Raw genomic sequence first — 20,080 nt, 5'->3', positions numbered from 1 at the left:
ACGTACGCGCTGCGCGCACGGCCTTCCCCGGGGGCTTCCTTGATCACGCCTCCCAAGTTAGCTGACGGATCGTCGGATCACCCGGGTACGGAGTCCGCCGGGCGGGCCGGGTCACCGGACGCGCGCTCCTTGGCGGGAGGCGGGGTGACGTGCGAGGCTCTCGCCCCATGACCCGTACTCCCGGCCTCCGCCTCGACTCACAGGGCATCGACCGCGCGGCCGGGGTGCTGCTCGGCGCGGCCGTCGGCGACGCGCTGGGGGTGCCGTACGAGTTCGCGGAGACGCTGCGCGAGGACCAGCGGCCGGGCATGACCGGCGGCGGTCTGGGGCCGTACCGGCCCGGTGAGTACTCCGACGACACCCAGATGCAGGTCTGCGTCGCCCAGGTCGCGGCGACCGGGGCGGACCTGCGCGGCGCCGAGGCCCTGGACGCGATCGCCACCGGCTTCCGGCGCTGGGTGGAGGGCGGCGCCACCGACGTCGGCGCCCAGACCCGTACGGTGCTGGGCGCCGCCGGACGGCTGCCCGGAAGCCCGGCCGAGGCGCTGCGGGAGGCCGCCCGCCGGTACGCCGCGGGCCACCGGCTCACCGCGGGGAACGGCTCGTTGATGCGCACCGGGGTCGTGGCGCTCGCGCATCTCGATGACGCCGCGGCGATGGCCGAGGCCGCCGTCGCGGTCGGCGCGCTCACCCACCCGGACCCCGAGTGCGCCGACGCCTGCGTCCTGTGGTGCTCCGGCATCCGCACCGCCGTGCTGCACGGGACCTTCGACGGGGTGCGCGAGGGACTCGGACTCCTCCCGGCGGGACGGCGGGACGTGTGGGCGAAGCGGCTGGACGAGGCCGAGGCCGAGCCGCCCCGGCACTTCGCCGCCAACGGCTGGGTCGTCGGGGCGCTGCAGGCGGCCTGGTCGGCGATCACCCGTACCGCCGTCCCCGAACTCGACCCCGGCCGGGGCCGCTTCCCCGCCGGGCACCTGCGGCTCGCCCTGGAGGCGGCGGTGCGGGCCGGACACGACACCGACACGGTCGCCGCGATCGCCGGCGCCCTCCTCGGCGCGCGCTGGGGCTGCTCCGCCGTCCCGCAGGACTGGCAGCGTGCCGTGCACGGCTGGCCGGGGCTGACCGGGCCGGACCTGGTACGGCTGGCGGTCCGCACCGCGCGGAAGGGGGCCGTGGACGACGGTGACGGCCGGCCCCCGGCACCGCCCACACCGGCTCCGCCCGGCTTCCCGGCCGGCCGCACGGTTCCGCATCCGCACGACCACGGTGTGCTCCTGGGCGGTCCCGGCCCGGGCACCGTCCCCGTCCCGGTCGACGCCGTGGTGTCGCTCGGCCGCCCGGGAACCCTGCCGGTGCCGGCGGGTGGCGACGTGGAGCACCTACGGGTGTGGCTCTCCGGCGACCCGGCGGACGACGCCAACCTCGCCTATGTGCTGGACCAGGCCGCCCGGCTGGTGCTGCGGCTGCGCGGGGACGGCAGGAGGGTGCTGCTCCACTCGGCGGCCGCGTGGCCCCCGGTCTCCGCCGTCGCCGCCGTCGCCGCCGTCTACGGCCATCTCACCGGCGGCGGGACGTACGGGTGGCCCCCCGCGCCGGCCCACCCCGGACTGCGCGACGCCGTACGGGCCCTGACCGCGGCGCCGGCCCCGGCCGACGCGTACGAGACGGATGCCGCCGCAACTCCCGTGGCCGCAAGGCACATCCCCGCCCCGGAGGCGGAGGACGGGACCGCCGACGACGGCGACACGGCCCCGGAGCCGGAGTCCGGGAGGGAGCGTCCGCAACTACGGGAGGACGCGTTGCCCCGGGTACGCGGGCTGCTGCTCGGCCTGGCCCTCGGCGAGACGCTGGGCGCCGCCCGCGGGACGCTCCCGCACCGCGGCCCGCTGCGGGCGGAGGCCGGCACCCGCCTGGCCCGTGCCACCGTCGAGAACATCGTGCGCGCCCCCGGTGACCTCACGCCGGCCGTACGGCTCGCCCACCCAGAAGGAGCCGCCCCTCGCGGCGAGGAGCCGGGCCTGCTCACCGCCGTGCTCCCGGTCGCCGTCATCACCGCCGCCCACGGTGTGGTCCCGGCGGCCGCCCGGGAATCCGCCACCCATCCCGCGGGCGCCCAGGCGACCGTCCTGCTCCACCACTGCCTGACCGGCACCGCGGACCTCCAGGAACCCCTGTTCGCCGAGCAGTCGCAGCTGCACATCGCCCTGCGGGCCGGGCTGGACGCCCTCGGCGACGCCGACGGGACCGGCCACCTCCGCACCGCGTACCGGCAGGCCGCCGGCGATCCGGCCGACCCACGACGGCTCGCGGCACTCGCCCCCGACGCCACCGCCCCCTCGGCGCTGCGCGGCGCGCTGTACTGCGCCGCCTCCTTCCCCCACCGTCACCAGGTCGGCGAGGCACTGCACTTCGCCGCCGCGGCACCGAACGGCGCCTCCGTCGCGTGCGTCACCGGCGCCTTCCTCGGCGCCGCGCACGGGGCCGGGGCCCTGCCCGCCGAGCTGCTCGGCCGCCACGAACTCGCCCCGGTCCTGGCCGCCCTCGCGCACGACCTCGTCGCGCCGTACCGATGATCACTCTTCTCCGGGCCCGGCGCGCGCTGCCGCCCGTGCCCGGGAAGCGCTGCTTGGGTGGTGAGCGGCAACCGCACCGCACCACCTCCTTGGGGAACACATGCTGCAAGCCACCGAGCCGTCGCCATCGGGCGCCCCCGCCGGCCCGGACGTCGGGACGGTCCTCCGCGAGTGCGTCGCACCGCACGCCGAGGAGGTCGACCGCGCGGGCCGGTTCCCCCGGGAGAGCGTCCGCGCCCTCGCCGGCACGGGGTTGCTGGGTCTGCTCAGTTCCCCGGCCGTCGGCGGGAGCGGCGGCGACCTCCGGCAGGCCGCGTCGGTCGTCGAACGGCTCGCGGGGACCTGCGGATCGACGGCGATGGTCCTGCTGATGCACTACTCGGCCGTGACGGTCATCGAACGCCACGGCCCCGAGGAGGTGCGCCGGGCGATCGCCGAGGGGCGCCACCTGAGCACCCTGGCGTTCTCCGAGCGCGGTTCACGGAGCCACTTCTGGGCCCCGGTGGGCACCGCCGTGCCCGAGGGCCCGGGCAGCGTGCGGCTGGACGCGGCGAAGTCGTGGGTCACCGCGGCGGGCGAGGCCGACAGCAACGTCTGGTCCAGCACTCCGTTGCGGGCCGAGGGGCCGATGACGCTGTGGCTGGTGCCCTCCGACCGCGACGGGCTGTCCGTGAGCGGCGGTTACGACGGCTTCGGGCTGCGCGGCAACGCGTCCTGCCCGGTGGTCGCCGACGGGGTGTCCGTACCGGAGCAGGCGATGCTCGGGACGGACGGGCAGGGGCTGGAGACCGCTCTGGAGCTGGCACTGCCCTGCTTCCTCCTCCTGAGTGCCGCCTTCTCGCTCGGGGTAATGGGGACCTTGGTGGACCTGGCCGCCGGGCACCTGACCACCGTCCGGCTGGAGCACCTGGACCGCACCCTGGCACAACAGCCACTCACCCGGCGGCAGTTCGCGCAGCTGCGGCTGCGCACCGACGCCACGCGCGCCTTCCTCGACGACACCCTGCGCGCCGTGGCCGACGGGAGCCCGGAGGCGACGGTACGGGTCCTGCAGGCGAAGGCGCTGGCCGGCGAGGCCGCCGCCGAGGTGGCGGACGGCGTGATGCGCCTGTGCGGCGGGTCCGCCTTCCGCCGGGACATGGGTGTGGAGCGCAGGTTCCGGGACGCACTGGCAGCGCGCGTCATGGCACCCACCACCGAGGCCCTGTACGACTTCTGCGGGCGCGCCGAACTCGGCCTGCCGCTGTTCGGGGAGGCGGAGTGAGCACCCTCCTCCTCGGCGCCGTGGCGTACGACCCGAAGGTCGTCACGATCTGGTCCGGATTCCGCTCCTGGCTGCGCGAGCACGAACTCGACCTGGACTTCGTGCTCTACGCCCACTACGAGCGGCAGACCGAGGACCTGGTCCGCGGCCGTGTCGACGCCGCGTGGCAGTCCCCTCTGGCGTGGCTGCGGACCCGCCGCCTGGCGCACACCACGGCGGCGGACGTCCGGCCGCTCGTGATGCGCGACACCGACCGCGACCTCACCTCGGTCGTCGTGGTCAGGGTGGACGGCCCGGTCGCGTCGGTGGCCGACCTCAAGGGCGAGACCGTCGCCGTCGGAGCGGTCGACTCGCCCCAGGCGACCCTGCTGCCGCTGCACCGCCTCAAGGAGGCGGGCCTGGTGGCGGGCGCCGACTTCCGCGTCCGCCGCCACGACACGGGCGTCGGGCTGCACGGCGACCACATCGGCGGCGAACGCGACGCCGCCCGCGCCCTGCTGGCGGGGGACGTCGCGGCCGCCTGCATGAGCGACGGCTCCTACCTGGCGTTCGCCATGGACGGGACGCTGCCCGCTGGAACCACGCGGGTCCTGGCGCGTACCGCGCCCTACGACCACTGCGTCCTCGCGGCGGGCCCATCGCTCGACCCCCGGCTCGGCGAGCGGTTCGCGGCGTCGCTGCTGTCCATGTCCTACGCCGACCCCGGTGTGCGCCACCTCTTGGACCTGGAGGGGCTGCGGCAGTGGCTGCCAGGACGGGAGTCCGGCTTCGGAGACCTGACGGCCGCGGTGGAGGAGACGGGCTTCTACGACGCCGCGGGCGGCATCGCCGCCGACGATTACCGGCCGTGAGCCCGGTCCGGCAGCCGGACGCCATCGTGCTGGACCTGGCCGGGACGGGCTTCGCCGAGGGCGCCCATCTACTGGTGAGCCGGGCGTTGCGGCAGGCGGGGGCGGGTGGCCGGGTCGCCGTCGCCGGCACGGACCCCACCCTCGTCACACACCTCACCGCCTGGTGCCGGCGTGAGGGGCACCACGTCTCCCCCGCGGCGCCGGGCGAGACCGCGGTACGCGCCCACGTACAGGCCGGGGCCGGGGAGTCCGCCCGGTGGGCGGGTGCCGAGCGGGCCGGCGGGCCCGGGCCCGGGCAGGTCGCAGGGCGGGCGCCGTTGCACTGGGGACTGGCCGCGCGGGGAGCGCTGGTGGAGGCCGGGGGGCCGCAGACGCACTTCGCGGTCACCGAACGCGACGTGGCCTGGTCGGACCTGGCGCCGCGGCTCTACCTGCAGGCGGCGGCCTCGCAGTGGGATCCGCTGACGGCCGTGCCGTGGAACGCCCCCTTCGCCCTGCCGGACGAGGTGGAGGCCGCCGTCGTACAGGTGATGACGTACCTGGTCGAGAACGAGCAGGCCGCCCTCGTCGTGCCGGCCCGTCTGCTCGTCCAGGTGCACCCGCACTTCCGCGAGGTGCTTCAACTGCTCGCCGTCCAGGCCGCGGACGAGGCACGGCACGTCGAGGTGTTCACCCGGCGGGCCCTGCTCAGGGGCGGCACGATGGGCACGTCGACGGTCGGCGGCCGGGCGTCGCTGGCCACACTGCTCACGGAGGCGGACTTCTCCCTCGCGTCCTTCCTGTTGTCCGTGCTCGGGGAGGGCAGCTTCCTGCACCTGCTGTCGTTCCTGGAGCGGCACGGGCCGGACCCGGTCACCCGCCGGATCTGCCGGCTGGTCCGTCAGGACGAGGCCCGGCACGTCGCCTTCGGGCTGGGCCACCTGGAGCACCGGGCGGCGGTGGAGCCGCAGTTGCGTGGGCGGCTGCGCGCCGCCGTGGAGCGCCGGCATGACGCGCTCGCGGGGACGTCGGGGCTGAACCAGGACGTGTTCGACGCCCTCGTCCTCCTGGCGGCCGGATCGTGGGAACCGGCCGCGATCGCCCGCGGGTGGCGCGCCGTGCGGGGGCTCCAGTCGGGCATGGACGAGGGCCGCCGGCACCGGCTGTCCCGGCTGGGCTTCCCCGACGACGAGGCCGCGGCGCTGTCAGCCCTGCACACCCGGAACTTCATGTGACGCCGGGCGGCGGAACGGGCCCCCACCGCGGATGCGGTGGGGGTCCGCGTGGCGCTCGGGCGGTCGTGCCGGGTCAGAGCTCCTTGACGCGGATGTCGCGGTAGGAGATCACGTCCGTCGTGCTGTGGACCTGGAGGCCGATGTAGCCGGTGGCGTAGCGCCGGCCGTCGGTGCCCGGGTCCCCGGCGCGCGGCGGGGCGAAGACCTGGCCGCCGACGTTGTCGAACTCGTTGATGACGACGCCGTTGCGCAGGACCGTGAAGTGCTGGCCCTCGGCGCGGATCTCGTAGTCGTTCCAGGTGCCCTTGGGGGTGACGCCGGCACCGCCGAGGCCCACGCGGTCGAAGCCGTAGACGGAGCCGGTCTTGTACATGTCGCCGTCGGGGCGGTCGAGGATCTGGATCTCGTGCCCGTAGTTGATGGCGACCCACTCGGGGCGGGACTCCTCGGGGTGGTCGTGGACGTCCGGGAAGCGGATGAAGACTCCGCCGTTGGCGTTGCCCGTGCCGGGGGCGTCGTCGCGGAACTGGAGCTTGAGCGAGAAGTCGCCGTACTTGCGCTCCGGGAACCACAGCATGCCCATGCCGGGGACGGTCGTGCTGCTGGTGATGGCGCCGTCGCCGGAGAGGGTGAAGCGGCCGCCGCCGACCTGCTCCCACTGCGCGAGGGAGGCCTCGGTGCCGTCGAACAGGTCGCGGTAGCCCTTCGTCTGACCGGGCTTGCCGATCTTCGACTGCTTGGCCGCCTTGGTGATCCTGTTGAACTCGCGCCGGTCGATGACGTTGTCGGCGAGCAGCCGGTCGAGCACGCCGTCGACGTGCTTGAGGAACAGGGCGTGCGAGGACCAGTCCTTCTCGTCCTCGATCAGCTCGTTGATGGTGCAGCGGTCGCGGGTGAGCCGGTTCGGCACGCCCGAGTCCACGGTGCCGACGATGACGGTCAGCCGCTCGTCGTACTCGGGGCAGTTGGGCGGCGGGACGCCGCCGCCCTGCGCGACGGTGAACGTCACCTCTCGGGCGGCCGCGGTGTTGCCCGCCTTGTCCGTGGCGCGGTAGGCGAGCGTGTGGGAGCCGATCCGGTCGACGATGACGGGGGCGGAGTACGCGAGGTACGGGCCGCCGTCGAGGGAGTACTCGACGCGGTCCACCCCGGAGCCCGCGTCGGTCGCGGTGACGGTGACCTTGGCGCTGGTGATGTACGCGCCGTTGGAATTCTTGGTGCCGGTCACGGTCGCCGAGGTCTCCGGCGCGGTGGTGTCCTGGGCGGGCGGTGCCACGACGGTGAAGGCTACGGACTTCTCGGCGGCCACGTTGCCCGCCTTGTCGGTGGCGCGGTAGCGGACGGTGTGGGAGCCGACCTGGTGCACCATCACCGGCGCGGTGTACGGCTGCCAGGCGCCGGCGGCCCCGATCGCGTACTCGATGGTGTTGACGCCGGACCCGGTGTCCGACGCGGTGACGGTGACCGTGGCCATCGTCAGGTAGTTGCCCTCGGCGTCCTTCTCCCCGCTGACGGTCGCGGAGGTCTCCGGCGCGGTGGTGTCGTCGGTGGGCGGCGCGACCACGTCGAAGGCGACGGACTTCTCGGCCGCGACGTTGCCCGCCTGGTCGGCGGCGCGGTAGCGGACGGTGTGGGAGCCGACCTGGTCGACGACCACGGGCGTGGTGTAGGGCTGCCACGGGCCGTCCTCGCCGACCGCGTACTCCACCGTCTGCACGCCGGACGCGTCGTCGGTCGCGGTGACGGTGACCGTGGCGGAGCCCACGTAGGCGCCGTCGGCGTTCTTCTGGCCCGTGACCTCGGCCGCCGTGGCCGGCGCGGTGGTGTCCTCACCGCCGGCCTCGGTCACCGTCAGGATGCCCTGCATCTGGCCGTGGCCGGGGATGCTGCAGAAGAAGCGGTAGCGGCCGGGGGTGAGGACGACCTCGGCGGTGTGCCGGCCGCCGGTGTCGTCGTTCGGGTTGGCCAGGATGTTGAGCGGGACGTCGTGGTTGTACTCGGGGTCCGACACGTCGAAGGTGAGCGTGTGCGGCATGCCGATGTCGTTGCCGGTCGCCGCGCTGTTCTCGAAGACGAGCGTCGCCGGGCCTGCCACCGCCGTCGTGGGGAAGCTCGCGTACCGGTCGGTGCGCGAACTGGCCGTCCAGGTGAGCACCTGCGCGGCGGCCGTGGTCCCGCCGGCCGCACGGTCGTCGGTGCGCCCGTACGCGACGGTCGAGGTGAGCCCCAGCACCAACAGCAGCGCGCCCAGCAGGGCCACGAGTGGGCGTAGAGGTCGCTGTCTCACTGTGCCGCCTTCCTGACCAGGTCCTTCGCGGCGGGAGTGGCCGCGCCGCCCTTGTAGGTCACGCGCCAGAGCGCGGACTGGGAGTCGGAGGTGAAGAAGCCGCGCCCGTAGTCGAGGACGTAGAGTGAGCCGTCCGGCGCGAACTTCCAGTCCATGAGGTTGCGGATGCCGCCCTGGCCGACCGGGATGATCTTCTTCAGCGACCCGGCGGTGACGGGCAGCCCGCCCTTGCCGACGGTCTTGGGGTCGGTCAGCACGGCGTGGCGCGGGTTGTCGGCGTCGTAGAAGTCGCCGACGAACCACTTGCCGTCCCAGTACCGCGGCCACGCGCCGTCACCCGCGGTCGCGGCGTCGTAGCGGTAGACCGGGCCGTCCATGGTGGCCTGGCCGCCGCCCTTGAGCCACGGCAGGAGGTAGGTGGCCTCCTCGTTCTTGTAGCTGGGGACCCCGGCGGCGTTCCGGGGGAAGTCGGGGGCGCCGCCCTGCGGGGAGTACCAGATGGTGTTGCCGGTGACGGGCGGCAGGTTCACCAGGCCGTCGTTGTTCGGCGACTCGTTCTTGGGGGCGTCGCAGTCGTACCAGCCGAGCGGCTTGCTCGGGTCGGGCAGGTTGCGGTCGCGGTAGGGCTGCTTGTTGCCCATGCAGAACGGCCAGCCGTGGTTCCCGGCCTTGGTGATGGCGGCGAACGTGTCGTACTTCGCCGGTCCCCAGGTCGTGCTCGGCGCGCCCGCGTCGGGGCCGACCCAGCCCGCGTAGAGGATGTCGGTGGCCTTGTCGACGGAGATCCGCGCCGGGTTGCGCACGCCCATCACGTAGATCTCGCCGCGGGTCTTGCCGCCGCCCTCGTCCTGCTCCTTGCCGGTGAAGAGGTTGCCCTCGGGCAGGGTGTAGGTGCCGTCCGGCTCCGGGTGGATGCGCAGGATCTTGCCGTTGAGGTTGTTGGTGTTGCCCGCGGTGCGGCGGGCGTCGGCGAAGGACAGGCCCTTGAAGTTGGGCTGCGGGTTGTTGCCGGAGTATCCGTCGCTGAATCCGGACGAGTTGTTGTCGCCGGTCGCGACGTACAGGTTGCCCTTGGAGTCCCAGGCCATGCCGCCGCCCGCGTGGCAGCAGCTGTGGACCTGGACGGGCCACTTGAGCAGGACCTTCTCGGAGGCGAGGTCCAGCTTGTTGCTCGCGAGGTCCAGCGTGAAGCGGGACACGCGCCGCTCCGCGACGTGCTTGTCGCGGTCGAGGCCGGAGTGCGGGGTGTAGTGGAGGTACACCCAGCCGTTGGTCTCGAAGGCCGGGTCGAGCTCGATGCCGAGCAGCCCTTCCTCGACCTTGGTGAGTTCGTCGCCGCCGCCCTTGTTGCCGAAGACGGTCAGGGCGCCCGCGAGGGTCACCTTCTTCGTCGCCGGGTCGTAGACGTGGACCTGGCCGAGGCCCTTGCCCATGGCGGGGTCGTTCCAGTCGGTCACGACCGGGGAGCCGTTGGCGCCGCCGCCGCGGCCGATGTACAGCACCCGCCCGTCGGGGGCGACGACCATGCCGTGCGGCTCGCCGATCTGGTCCTGCTGCCCTGGCTGGTTGGGCTGGGTGACCTTCACCGCGCTGTAGTTGGCGTCGATGGTCGCCTTGCAGTCGGCGCGGGAGAGCCGGGTGGTCCACTGCAGGGCGCCGCGCAGGTGGTCGCGGAAGTCGGTCTCGGCGAACGACTCCGCCGTACCGCCCATCCCGGTGTAGAAGGACCGGCCGCCGTCGTAGTCACGACACCAGGAGACCGGGTGGTCGACGCCGTTGGCGCCGGTGCCCGGCTTGTAGCTGCTCTCCCTGACCTTGGCGACGGTGTGCACCGTGCCGGTCGGGTTGCTCGCCCAGTTGAGCCACTTGTCGGGCCGCTTCCACTCCAGCGGCAGGTCCTTCGTGGCCGGATTGACGCGGTCCGGTGTCTCGACGACGGCGCGCTGGACGGCGGCCGGGCTGGTGGCGGCGGGCCGGGCGCCGATCAGGCCGGCGAACCAGTCGGAGTACGGCTCGGTCCGCGCCGCGTCGTGGATGCCGAGGAAGCCGCCACCGGCCTCCATGTAGGCCTCCAGGCCGGCTTCCTGCTCGGGGTCGAGGACGTCGCCGCCCCCGGTCAGGAAGACGACCGCGTTGAAGGTGCCCAGCCGCTTGGCGTTGGTGAAGACCGAGGCGTCGTCCGTCGCCACGGTCTTGAAGCGCTGCGCGGCCGGCCCGGACAGGCCGATCGCCTCGATCGCCTCGATGCCCGCGTCGACGGTCGGGGACTCCTCGGTGGCCGAGGCGTGGAACAGCAGGACCTTGACGTTCGCGCCGCCCGGTGGGGACGGCAGGGATAACGTTGTCGGCTCAGGCTCCGGATACGGTCTGGCCGTTGCGGCGGTGCCGCCCAGCAGCGATGCCGCCAGGGTCCCCGCCACCAGGACCGCGGCCGTGCCGCGCCGGGATCTCGACCGGTGATGTGGTGCGGTGTGCATGGTTCACCCACCCTCCGTGGTCACAGCAACAGCGCCTGAAGCTAGACGGCTTTTGACGGTCCGCCAACAGCTATGGACGGAATCTCACCAACTTTGTCCCGGGTGTGGATAAACGGAGATCACTGGTCTACCGTGTGGCCGTCCCCGGGGACCCTCGCGCCCCGACCGTCTCCTCACGGCACTGGAGAGACCGGTATGGCTTTGGACAGAAGGAGCTTCAACCGGCGGCTGCTGGCCGGTGGCGTGGTCGCCGCCACCGGGACGGCCACGCTGGCGGTGGCCTCCGCCCCCACGGCTTCCTCCGCGGAGCCCGCACCGCCCACCGCACCGGCCGGCGGCCAGGTGCGCCACCTCAAGCTCTACGCCGAGACGCTGCCGAACGGGCAGATGGGGTACGGCCTGGAGAAGGGCAAGGCCACCGTGCCGGGTCCGCTGATCGAACTGGTCGAGGGCGACACCCTGCACATCGAGTTCGAGAACGCCTCCGACGTGGACGCCAGCCTCCACGTGCACGGCATGGACTACGACATCTCCAGCGACGGCACGCGCATGACGCGCAGTCACGTGGAGCCTGGCGGCACACGGACGTACACCTGGCGCACCCACGCCCCGGGCCGGCGCAAGGACGGCACGTGGCGGCCGGGCAGCGCGGGCTACTGGCACTACCACGACCACGTCGTGGGCACCGACCACGGAACGGGCGGGATCCGCAAGGGCCTGTACGGGCCGGTGGTCGTGCGGCGGAAGGGCGACATCCTGCCGGACAAGCAGTTCACGATCGTCTTCAACGACATGACCATCAACAACAGGACCGGCGCCGACACCCCGGACTTCGAGGCGACGGTGGGCGACCGCGTCGAGATCATCATGATCACGCACGGCGAGTACTACCACACGTTCCACATGCACGGTCACCGCTGGGCCGACAACAGGACGGGCCTGCTGACCGGCCCGGACGACCCCAGCCGGGTGATCGACAACAAGATCACCGGGCCGGCGGACTCCTTCGGCTTCCAGGTCATCGCGGGTGAACACGTGGGCGCAGGCGCCTGGATGTACCACTGCCACGTCCAGAGCCACTCCGACATGGGGATGGCCGGGCTGTTCCTGGTCGCCAAGCCCGACGGCACGATCCCCGGCTACGAACCGCACCACCCGGACCACCCGGCGGGCGCGGCGAAGTCCGGGAAGAGTGGCGCGAAGACGTCCTCCGGCGGGGAGCACGAGCACCACCACACGGGGTGACGCGCGTCCCACGGCAGGGTGGTCGGTCCGCAGGGACACCACGATGGCCGGATCAGCTTCCACGGCCCGCAGAGTGGCTGCAGCGGCCAACTTGACCGAGCCCTCCGACAGGCAGACCGCGTCGACGAATGGGCGTCCGACGAGGACGCGAAGGCGTTCGGGGGCACCGCGCACGAGGTGCCTGAAGGCCCCGCCACCAGCCAGAACGCTGGATGCGGGGTCTTCACGCGTGTGCGGACGTAAGTGACGCCCCACAACGACGTTCCCGACGTCCGGCCTGCCGGCCGTCCGATCACGAACGGGCACTGGCACAGGCGCTGTTGCCTACCGTCGGCCAAGCCGGCCCACATCAGGGCGGACCGGCCCGGGGTGGCCTCCGGCCCGGATCGCCGTCCGGGTCACCGATCCGGTCGGCCAGGGAATGCAACGCCGCGGAAGACGGTGAGCCGGGTGGGGCCGTACAGACGTACAGCCATTGGTCAGGGTCACCGGGAAATACGAGGGTCTCGTAGTCGAGCACGACTTCCCCGAGCAGCGGGTGCCGGTAACGCCCGCACTGGACGCTTCCATGCCCATGTTTCAAGGCAAACGCCCTACCGCCACCCGGCGAAAAGAAAGGCATCGAAGGAAATCCCCGAAAGCGCCGCCATTCAACCGGAACCAGTACCCCGGAAATTCCCGCCGGCACGGGCGACAGGGCGGCCACCGCCCGAAGGTCGATCCGCTTGATCCCCGGACATCCCTCGGGGACCTGTCGGCGCGGGACAGGGGGCCTGCCAGTACCCGGACCGGCAGGCCATGTCCGAGGAGGGCCTGCTTGACCCCCCTCGGACACCCCTCCGGCTGGTTCGCTGGAATCGCACGAGGACCGGCTATTCCCCGCGTCGCACGCCTGAAGGGATAAACCGCGATGATGACCACTGAAAAGGCCGAACTCATTAAGCCCCCGAAGCCCCGGGAGATATCCGACTCCGCAATAGCGATGATCGACAGGCGAGGGGCGGTGGTCGCGTGGACGCAAGCGGCTCAGCGGCTTGTCGGCCACCGGGCCGAGGACGTGCTGGGCCAGTCCGCCGCATTCGTGCTGCCGTCCTTCGAGGAGGTCCTGGGAGACTCGGCGTTCGCCGAGCAGTGCCGTGCTCGGGGTGGCTGGTCCGGTACCGCAACGGTCCGCCACCGAGACGGCCACACCCTCAACCTGAGCCTGCGCATCTCCCTGCTCCGGGGACAGGGCGCCACCCTGCGATGGCTGGTGTCCCTGACCGACATAGACGCACTCTCCTCGGGGACGATCAACGGATCGGTACGACAGTCGCTCCTCATCCGCGCACCCATCGGCATCGTCGTTCACAGCCCGCAACTCCTGTGCGCTTGGGTGAACGACGTCATGGAACGTCACGACGGCATTCCCCGCGACCGCCGGTTCGGACGTCGGCTCACCGAATCGATGCCCGGCTTCGACGCCGAACGGCTCGAAGCCGTCATGCGGCAGGTACTGGAGAGCGGCAGCACCGCGGTCCACGAGTACCAGGCGTGGCCGCCGGGCGATCCGCGCCGCGAGCACGCGTTCTCGGCGTCCTTCTTCTGCCTTCAGGACGCGAAGGGCCGGCCGCTGGGAGTCTGCGCGGTGATCGTGGACGTCACCGGAAGCCAGGGCGTCTGTGAGCGCCGTGCGGTTCTCAACGAGGCCAGCACGCGCATCGGTAACTCGCTGGACGTCGTGCAGACCGGGCAGGAACTGGCCGACGTCGCGGTGCCGCTGCTGGCCGACTACGCGATCGTCGACCTCGCGGATTCGGTTCCGTTCGGCGAGGAGCCCTCGGCGCGTTCCGACACCACGAGCGGTCTCCCCCGCGCCTGCCGCCGTGTCGGCCTGGCCTCGATCCACCCGGGAGTCCCGGAGTCGTGGTGGGCGCGCGGCGAGCCCGTTCCGGTCTCACCGTCCTCGCCGTTCGCCGGGGTCCTGCTCACAGGGCGGTCTCACCTTGAAGCCGTGCTGGACACCTCTGCCGGAACATGGATCGACCGTGATCCGTGCCGGGCGGAGAAGATCCGTGAGAACGGGGTGCACTCCCTCATGGTCGTGCCCATTCGCGCGCGGCGCTCCATGCTGGGCATGGCCGTCTTCGCACGCACGGAGAACCCGGTGCCCTTCCAGGAGGACGACCTGCTGCTGGCCGAGGAGTTGGTCAGCCGGGCAGCCCTCTCTTTGGACAACGCCCGCCAGTACGCGCGTGAACGCAGCGCGGCCCTGGCACTCCAACGCAACCTGCTCCCCCGCCGCTTGAGGGGCGGCGCAGCGGTGGAGGCGGCCTCGCGTTACCTCCCGGCCGACATCGATGCCGGCGTCGGGGGCGACTGGTTCGACGTGATCCCGCTCTCCGGCGCCCGGGTGGCCCTCGTCGTCGGCGACGTGGTCGGCCACGGCATCAACGCCGCGGCAACCATGGGCCGGCTCCGTACCGCCGTACACACCCTGGCCGACCTGGAGCTGCCCCCGGACGAGCTGCTGGCCCACCTCGACGACACCGTCCGACGGCTGACCGAGGAGGACGCCGACGCCTCCGACCAGCCTCCCGCGGTCGTCGGCGCCACCTGCCTGTACGCCGTCTACGACCCGGTCACCCGTAAGTGCACCATGGCACGGGCCGGGCACCTGCCGCCCGCGATCATCGACCCGCGGGGCCGGGTCGCCTTCCCCGACCTGCCCACCGGCGCCCCGCTCGGCCTCGGCCTCGGCCTGGTTCCCTTCGGCTCCGTGGAAGTGGAGCTCCCAGAGGGAAGTCTGCTCGCGTTCTACACCGACGGCCTGGTCGAGTCCCGGGACGACGACATCGAGGCGGGGATGCGCCGCCTGGGCTCCGTCCTCTCGCGGTCCGGTCAGTCCCTGGAGGACCTGTGCTCCTCGGTGATCGAGACCTTGCCGACCCAGGCACCGTCGGACGACGTCACCTTGCTCCTCGTCCGGACCCGCACGCTCAACGCCGCCCAGATCGCCTCCTGGGACCTCCCGGCTGACCCGACGGTCGTCCGGACGGCACGGCACAAGGCCGCCCGGCAACTCAGGGACTGGGGGCTGGATCACCTCGTGCCCAACACGGAACTCATCGTCAGTGAGCTGGTCACCAACGCCATCCGCCACGGCGCCGGCCCCATCCGTCTCAGGCTCATCCAGCACCAAGTCCTGACCTGTGAAGTCTTCGACAGCGGCAGTTGCCACCCCCGCCTGCGCCACGCTCGCTTCGTCGACGAGAGCGGCCGGGGCCTGTTCATGATCGCTCAGCTGTCCCACAGGTGGGGCTTTCGGTCCGCGACGGGCGGCAAGCTCGTCTGGGTCGATCAAGACCTGCCCTGCGCATCCTCGCACGCAGATGATCTGTGTCCACCCCAGGCCGCCGGCGATCACCGAGGTTGCGTCGTGCACGCGGATCACCGACCGCCGGTCGCCCAACCGCGTTAGGACAGCGCTTCGCGCCCCCGTCGCCGTCGCCTCCTGCCGACGGCAACGGGGTGTCCCACGGTTCGGTGCCGCTATACGCGCCTGATGACGAGGACGGCCACATCGTCGAGGTGGTCCACCGCGACCGCGGCGTCGAGGATCTGGTCGGCGATCGCATCGGCGTTCAATCCGTCGTGGAGGGCGTGGGCAGCCAGCATCCCGGCCCGCTCCAGACCGGCGTCCAGCGTCAGGCCCGGCCCTTCGACCACTCCGTCGGTGACCATGACCAGTGCGGTGCCCTCGTCGAGCATGAAGGTCTCCTCGCGGTAGTCCGTTCCCGGCAGGACGCCCAGCACCGGACCGCCCGGCAGCTCGCGGATGGTGCTGCTGCCGTCGTCGCGTACGCACAGCAAGGGTACGTGGCCTGCGCTGGCGCCGGTGACCTGCCCTTCTCCTGGACCGATGTACAGCATGGTGCAGCTGGCGAATCGTGCCGCGTTCATGGTGACCAGCAATTCGTTGGTGCGCGTCAGCACGGTCGCCGGGTCCGGTTCGTGTGAGGCGATCGCGCGGATGGAAGTGCGCACCTGCCCCATGAAGGCGGCGGCATCGACGTCATGCCCTTGACTGTCGCCGATTTCCAGGGCCACCGCACCGTCGGGCGTCACGAAGGCGTCGTACCAGTCCCCGCCGATGTCGAGCCCGTCCCGGCTCGGCTGGTACCGAGCGGCGACCTCCAAGCCCGGGAGACACTCGGGCAGGGTGGGCAGCATGCTCTGCTGGAGAGCCGCGGCCAACTCGACGCGGGCCTGCTGCAATCGGATGCGTCTGAGTGCTTGCCCCGCCAGGTCCGCCAGAGTGCTCATGAGGGCACGCTCGTCGGGGGGTGAGTGGTGCTCCCTGTCGTAGATCACCGCCCAGGCCCCGAGCGGTTGGTCGCCGACCGGACTGAGGGGAGCGATCGATATCCCGACGAAGGAGTCAAGCCACGGGATGGTGGCGCTCTGCGGCCAGTCGCGAATGAGCTCGGCATGGTTGGGGATGAAATACGGCACGCCGGTTCGGATCGCACAGGTCAGCGGTTGCGGTTGCTCGAGGGACATCCCGTCCATGGCGTCCATCTGCTGCGGATCGACCCTGGCGTCGGAGGAGGCGTGGAGAAGCCCTGTCTCCTGGTCGAGGAGCGTGAGCACGGCGCCCGTGCCCCCGAAGGTGGCGGCGACCCGCGTCAGGACGACCTGCTGCAGTTCCTGCTCGGTGGCTGCGGTGATCAGAGCGGCGGAGAACGCGGCGATCTCGTCCGCACGCTGACGCTCCGCGGACAGCGTGGCCGCCGCTGCCTGCCGACCGGCCTCCAACTTGGTGTCGTCCCGGATCACTCCGAAGATCTGTTCGGGGCCGGCGTAGCCCAGCTGGATCCGCCGGATCTGGCAGGCCAGATGCTGCCATCCGTCGCTCCCGGAACGGAACTGCAGGCTGATCCAGGGAGACTGGGTGGCAGTCGAGCGTACGAGCCGTCTCAGGACCTCCCGGTCGTCCGGGTGGCACCCCCTGACCACCCTGGACAAGGACGCCTTGGCTTGCGGGAACAGCAGGGCCAGCGCGGGTGCGCCACCCAACCACTCGAGCTCGTTCTCCCTCGGTGAGTACATCCACAGGCCGAGGTCCGCAGCCGCGGCCGCCAGCCTGAACGGGATCAGCAGGCCGCCCGGGTCGTTTCGCGCGTCCACCGAGTGCAACCAGACCAGCCGCTCAGAACCCGCGGGATCGGTCACTGGGCGGGCTTCGATGAGGCTCACCACGGATGCTCTCCCCGGCGCGGAGAACTCCAGCACACGCATCGCGACTGTCTTCGTCGTGGCCCCGATCGTCAGCAGGTTCTCAGCAGACGTACGCTGGCTCTCGGGCAGCAGATCGGAGAAGTCCCGGCCCACGCACTGCTCGACGGGCGTGCCCAGCGTCGCGGCCATCGGTGCGTTGAGGGAGCGGATGGTGCCGTCCACGGCCAGAAGAGCCGACGGGGTAGCCCATCGAAGGAGGTCGTCCGAGGCGTCCATCAGCGCTCCCTGTCAATCATCGAGCGATGCCCCAATGATCACGACCCATTCTATTCCGCACTTTCACGCCTTACTTCCCGGTACGCCCGCCATGCGCACGGCCGGCGCCCGCGCCGAGAACGCGCCCACCACCCGGAGCCGGACGGACTGATGCCAGGCGTCGTCAGGGACACCCGCTCGCGAACCGCACCGGCAGCGTGACGGGAATCCCGTACGTCACTTTGTCGATATATGATCCGCGCGGCCCCACCCGCCAGGGGTCGTGTTCCGGCCCGCGGGCGACGTGTACCAGAGAAGAGAGCCAGGCCTCACATGAACGCAGTGGTCCCCCCGGCGGTCGCGGAGCGGTCCGAGGCCGAGGCGATGTACCGGTTCGAGACGGAGGTGCCCGGCTCCGTCCGGGCGGCGCTCGGGATGAACGCCGCGCGGATCGGCGGCGGCGTCGTGCTGTCGATGCGCAACGACCCCACCCAGTACTGGAGCAAGGCGCTGGGGTTCGGTGTCTCCACACCGGTCACGGCCGAGGTGATCCACGAGGTGTGCGACTTCTACCGCGCCGAGGGGACGGCTCAGGCCGTCCTCCAGATCGCGCCCGCCTTCCTCCCGGAGGACTGGGACGACATCTGCGCCCGCGAGGGCATCACGGCGGGCTCGTCCTGGGTGAAGCTGGTCTGCCCCGTCGAGGAGGCCGTGGCCCGCGCGCAGGCGCTGGAGCCGCCCGCCGGGATCCGGGTCGCCCCGGTGGAGGCGGACCGGGCCCAGGAGTGGGGCGCGGTGGTGACCCGTGCGTTCGGCATGCCGGAAGAGCACTACGCGCCGATGACCGCCGCCTCGGCGGTGCGGCCGGGATGGCATCCGTTCGCGGCCTGGCTGGACGGGGAGATCGTCGGCACGGGCACGATGCACGTCCGCGGCGAGGCGGCCCAGATGTTCGCCGGAGCGGTGCTGCCGCACGCCCGCAAGCGCGGCGGCCAGACCGCCCTGCTGGCCGCCCGGGCCCTGAAGGCCCGGGACCTCGGCTGCCGTGTGCTGGTCGCCGAGACCGGAGCCGAGGCACCCGGCACCCACAACTCCTCGCTGCACAACATGCTCCGGCTCGGCTTCCAGGTGGCCTACGAGCGCCGCAACTGGGTCTGGCGGTCCTCGACCGGGGCGTGAGAGGGCGCGGACGGTCGCGACGCGTCCGCCGTCCCTGCGGCGCGGCGGTCCCCCGGGCACGACGATGGGAGGACCGGGTCCGTCGAGGGGACGGGCCCGCTCCCGGAAGGCCGCCCATGCCCCATGCCCAGGCAGACCGCACCCCCGCCGCACTGATCACCGGCGCGTCCTCGGGGATCGGGCGCTGCTACGCCGAGCAGCTGGCCCGGCGCGGCTACGCGCCGGTCCTGGTCGCCCGCCGCGCCGACCGGCTGGCCGCGCTCGCCGAGTCCGTCCACCGGGAGACCGGCCTCGAGGCGACCGTCCTCGCCGCCGACCTGGCCGACCCGGACGGCCTCGCGCGGGTGGAGCGGGCCGTCCTCGACCACGAGCACCTCGCCGTCGTCGTCAACGCGGCCGGCCTCGGGGCCCTCGGGCCGCTGCGCGAGGCGGCGCCCGCGGACCTGGACCGGCTCGTGGCGGTGAACGTGCTCGCGCTGACCCGGCTGTCCCGGGCGGCGCTGCTCTCCTTCGGCCGGCACGGCTCGGGCACGTTGATCAACCTGTCGTCGATCGGCGCGTTCCACGCGCCGCCCGGGGGCACCGCTTACGCCGCGAGCAAGGCCTACGACCTGCACTTCTCGCGGGCCCTGCAACGCGAGGTGGAGGGCAGCGGCATCCGTGTGCAGGTCGTCCTGCCGGGTCCGGTGCGCACCGAGTTCTTCGAGGCCTCCGGCGTGGACTCCGCGATGTTCCCGCAGGAGTCGTTCGTGGACGCCGACGACTTCGTCCGCGCCGCGCTGGTGGGCCTGGACATGGGCGAACTCGTCTGCATCCCCACCCTGCCCGACATGACCCCCTGGGAGGACGAGGCGGCGCGCGGGCAGGCCCTGCGGAACGCCGCCGGCCTGCGCGGCGTGATCAGCGACCGTTACGCCCGGCCCTGACCCGCGGGCCCGCCCGGCCGGACGTCACGGGGCGCCGGACGCCGCGTCCAGCCGGGCGCGCAGGGCCTCGGCGATCTCTCCCGCGGCGGCCGTCTGCTCCGGCGTGAGGGCGTCGACGAACATCTCCCGGACGGCGCCGAGGTGCGGCAGCGTGGCGTGCCGGAAGGCCCGGGCGCCGTCGTCGGTGCGGACGGCCTCGGCGCCGCGGTTGTCCGTGGTGCACTCCACCCGCCGGATCAGCCCGCGGCGTTCCATGCGGCCGAGGTGGTGCGACAGGCGGCTGCGTTCCCAGCCGATCGCCGCCGCGAGCTCGGAGGAGCGCAGGCGGTGCCCCTCGGCCTCGTGCAGCGCGAGCAGGACCGCGTAGTCCCCGGGGGACAGCGCGGAGTCGGCCTGCAGGCGCGACGCCAGGTGGGCGCGGAGCCGTTCGGTGGTCTCGATGAAGTCGCGCCAGATCCGGAGTTCTTCGGTGGTGGGCAAAGGCCCGTGTCCGCGTCCCATGAGCACCCCTCTGTTTGACATGTCAATCATATCGATGCATGCTTGACGCGTCAATCACTTGGCCGCCGGACGCGGAACCGTTCCG

At 72.4% G+C, this 20,080-nt stretch carries 13 protein-coding genes; 8 read left to right on the top strand and 5 right to left on the bottom strand.

Annotated features, from left to right (window positions below):
- The first annotated feature begins 167 nt into the window (after positions 1 to 167).
- The 4 genes from ACZ7MY_RS11545 to ACZ7MY_RS11530 all read left to right on the top strand — a co-directional run bounded on the left by ACZ7MY_RS11545 (position 168) and on the right by ACZ7MY_RS11530 (position 5,905).
- A complete protein-coding gene (locus ACZ7MY_RS11545) occupies positions 168 to 2,576 on the top strand; it encodes an ADP-ribosylglycohydrolase family protein (RefSeq protein WP_499601157.1) in 2,409 nt (802 codons plus the stop codon).
- A 100-nt stretch (positions 2,577 to 2,676) separates the two neighbouring features.
- Positions 2,677 to 3,840 carry an acyl-CoA dehydrogenase family protein gene (locus ACZ7MY_RS11540; RefSeq protein ID WP_499601156.1) on the top strand — a complete coding sequence of 388 codons (1,164 nt, stop codon included), beginning with the start codon at positions 2,677 to 2,679 and terminating at the stop codon, positions 3,838 to 3,840.
- Positions 3,837 to 4,691, top strand: coding sequence for a phosphate/phosphite/phosphonate ABC transporter substrate-binding protein (locus ACZ7MY_RS11535; protein ID WP_499601155.1), 855 nt, complete (start codon positions 3,837 to 3,839; stop codon positions 4,689 to 4,691). The genes ACZ7MY_RS11540 and ACZ7MY_RS11535 overlap by 4 nt, the downstream gene beginning before the upstream one ends.
- A complete protein-coding gene (locus tag ACZ7MY_RS11530; RefSeq protein ID WP_499601154.1) occupies positions 4,688 to 5,905 on the top strand; it encodes a ferritin-like domain-containing protein in 1,218 nt (405 codons plus the stop codon). The genes ACZ7MY_RS11535 and ACZ7MY_RS11530 overlap by 4 nt, the downstream gene beginning before the upstream one ends.
- A 73-nt stretch (positions 5,906 to 5,978) precedes the next feature.
- Here the strand turns inward: ACZ7MY_RS11530 and ACZ7MY_RS11525 are convergent, their stop codons facing one another.
- Together ACZ7MY_RS11525 and ACZ7MY_RS11520 are read right to left on the bottom strand one after the other, a co-directional pair.
- Positions 5,979 to 8,192 (bottom strand): OmpL47-type beta-barrel domain-containing protein, encoded by a 2,214-nt coding sequence (locus ACZ7MY_RS11525; protein WP_499601153.1) that lies wholly within the window; start codon positions 8,190 to 8,192, stop codon positions 5,979 to 5,981.
- Complete coding sequence (locus ACZ7MY_RS11520) at positions 8,189 to 10,669, bottom strand: ThuA domain-containing protein (RefSeq protein WP_499601152.1); 2,481 nt, start codon at positions 10,667 to 10,669, stop codon at positions 8,189 to 8,191. The genes ACZ7MY_RS11525 and ACZ7MY_RS11520 overlap by 4 nt, the downstream gene beginning before the upstream one ends.
- Positions 10,670 to 10,870: 201 nt before the next feature.
- Here ACZ7MY_RS11520 and ACZ7MY_RS11515 point away from each other — a divergent pair, with 201 nt between their 5' ends.
- Positions 10,871 to 11,914 (top strand): multicopper oxidase domain-containing protein, encoded by a 1,044-nt coding sequence (locus ACZ7MY_RS11515; RefSeq protein ID WP_499601321.1) that lies wholly within the window; start codon positions 10,871 to 10,873, stop codon positions 11,912 to 11,914.
- A gap of 349 nt (positions 11,915 to 12,263) precedes the next feature.
- On the opposite strand, the gene ACZ7MY_RS11510 is transcribed toward ACZ7MY_RS11515, so the two are convergent.
- Positions 12,264 to 12,536: an MmyB family transcriptional regulator gene (locus ACZ7MY_RS11510; RefSeq protein ID WP_499601320.1), complete on the bottom strand. Its 273-nt coding sequence runs from the start codon at positions 12,534 to 12,536 to the stop codon at positions 12,264 to 12,266.
- Between the two features lie 288 nt (positions 12,537 to 12,824).
- Between ACZ7MY_RS11510 and ACZ7MY_RS11505 the strand changes: the two genes are divergently transcribed.
- A complete protein-coding gene (locus ACZ7MY_RS11505) occupies positions 12,825 to 15,374 on the top strand; it encodes a SpoIIE family protein phosphatase (protein WP_499601151.1) in 2,550 nt (849 codons plus the stop codon).
- A 71-nt stretch (positions 15,375 to 15,445) separates the two neighbouring features.
- Here the strand turns inward: ACZ7MY_RS11505 and ACZ7MY_RS11500 are convergent, their stop codons facing one another.
- Positions 15,446 to 17,410, bottom strand: a complete 1,965-nt coding sequence (locus ACZ7MY_RS11500) for a SpoIIE family protein phosphatase (protein WP_499601150.1) — start codon at positions 17,408 to 17,410, stop codon at positions 15,446 to 15,448.
- Between the two features lie 312 nt (positions 17,411 to 17,722).
- Here ACZ7MY_RS11500 and ACZ7MY_RS11495 point away from each other — a divergent pair, with 312 nt between their 5' ends.
- Both ACZ7MY_RS11495 and ACZ7MY_RS11490 read left to right on the top strand, forming a co-directional pair.
- Positions 17,723 to 18,568 carry a GNAT family N-acetyltransferase gene (locus ACZ7MY_RS11495; protein WP_499601149.1) on the top strand — a complete coding sequence of 282 codons (846 nt, stop codon included), beginning with the start codon at positions 17,723 to 17,725 and terminating at the stop codon, positions 18,566 to 18,568.
- Positions 18,569 to 18,684: 116 nt separating this feature from the next.
- A complete protein-coding gene (locus ACZ7MY_RS11490) occupies positions 18,685 to 19,494 on the top strand; it encodes an SDR family NAD(P)-dependent oxidoreductase (RefSeq protein WP_499601148.1) in 810 nt (269 codons plus the stop codon).
- Between the two features lie 24 nt (positions 19,495 to 19,518).
- Here the strand turns inward: ACZ7MY_RS11490 and ACZ7MY_RS11485 are convergent, their stop codons facing one another.
- Positions 19,519 to 19,974, bottom strand: coding sequence for a MarR family winged helix-turn-helix transcriptional regulator (locus tag ACZ7MY_RS11485; RefSeq protein WP_499601147.1), 456 nt, complete (start codon positions 19,972 to 19,974; stop codon positions 19,519 to 19,521).
- Positions 19,975 to 20,080 lie beyond the last annotated feature (106 nt).

This window comes from Streptomyces sp. NPDC111520 (genome assembly GCF_055635295.1).
This window is presented reverse-complemented; position numbering and strand designations above follow the sequence as displayed.

Excerpts from the sequence above, each read along its gene's own strand:
- ACZ7MY_RS11545 (WP_499601157.1), top strand. The coding sequence starts at position 168 with ATGACCCGTACTCCCGGCCTCCGCCTCGACTCACAGGGCATCGACCGC.
- ACZ7MY_RS11540 (WP_499601156.1), top strand. The coding sequence starts at position 2,677 with ATGCTGCAAGCCACCGAGCCGTCGCCATCGGGCGCCCCCGCCGGCCCG.
- ACZ7MY_RS11520 (WP_499601152.1), bottom strand. The coding sequence starts at position 10,669 with ATGCACACCGCACCACATCACCGGTCGAGATCCCGGCGCGGCACGGCC.
- ACZ7MY_RS11510 (WP_499601320.1), bottom strand. The coding sequence starts at position 12,536 with ATGCCTTTCTTTTCGCCGGGTGGCGGTAGGGCGTTTGCCTTGAAACAT.
- ACZ7MY_RS11505 (WP_499601151.1), top strand. The coding sequence starts at position 12,825 with ATGATGACCACTGAAAAGGCCGAACTCATTAAGCCCCCGAAGCCCCGG.
- ACZ7MY_RS11500 (WP_499601150.1), bottom strand. The coding sequence starts at position 17,410 with ATGGACGCCTCGGACGACCTCCTTCGATGGGCTACCCCGTCGGCTCTT.
- ACZ7MY_RS11495 (WP_499601149.1), top strand. The coding sequence starts at position 17,723 with ATGAACGCAGTGGTCCCCCCGGCGGTCGCGGAGCGGTCCGAGGCCGAG.
- ACZ7MY_RS11490 (WP_499601148.1), top strand. The coding sequence starts at position 18,685 with ATGCCCCATGCCCAGGCAGACCGCACCCCCGCCGCACTGATCACCGGC.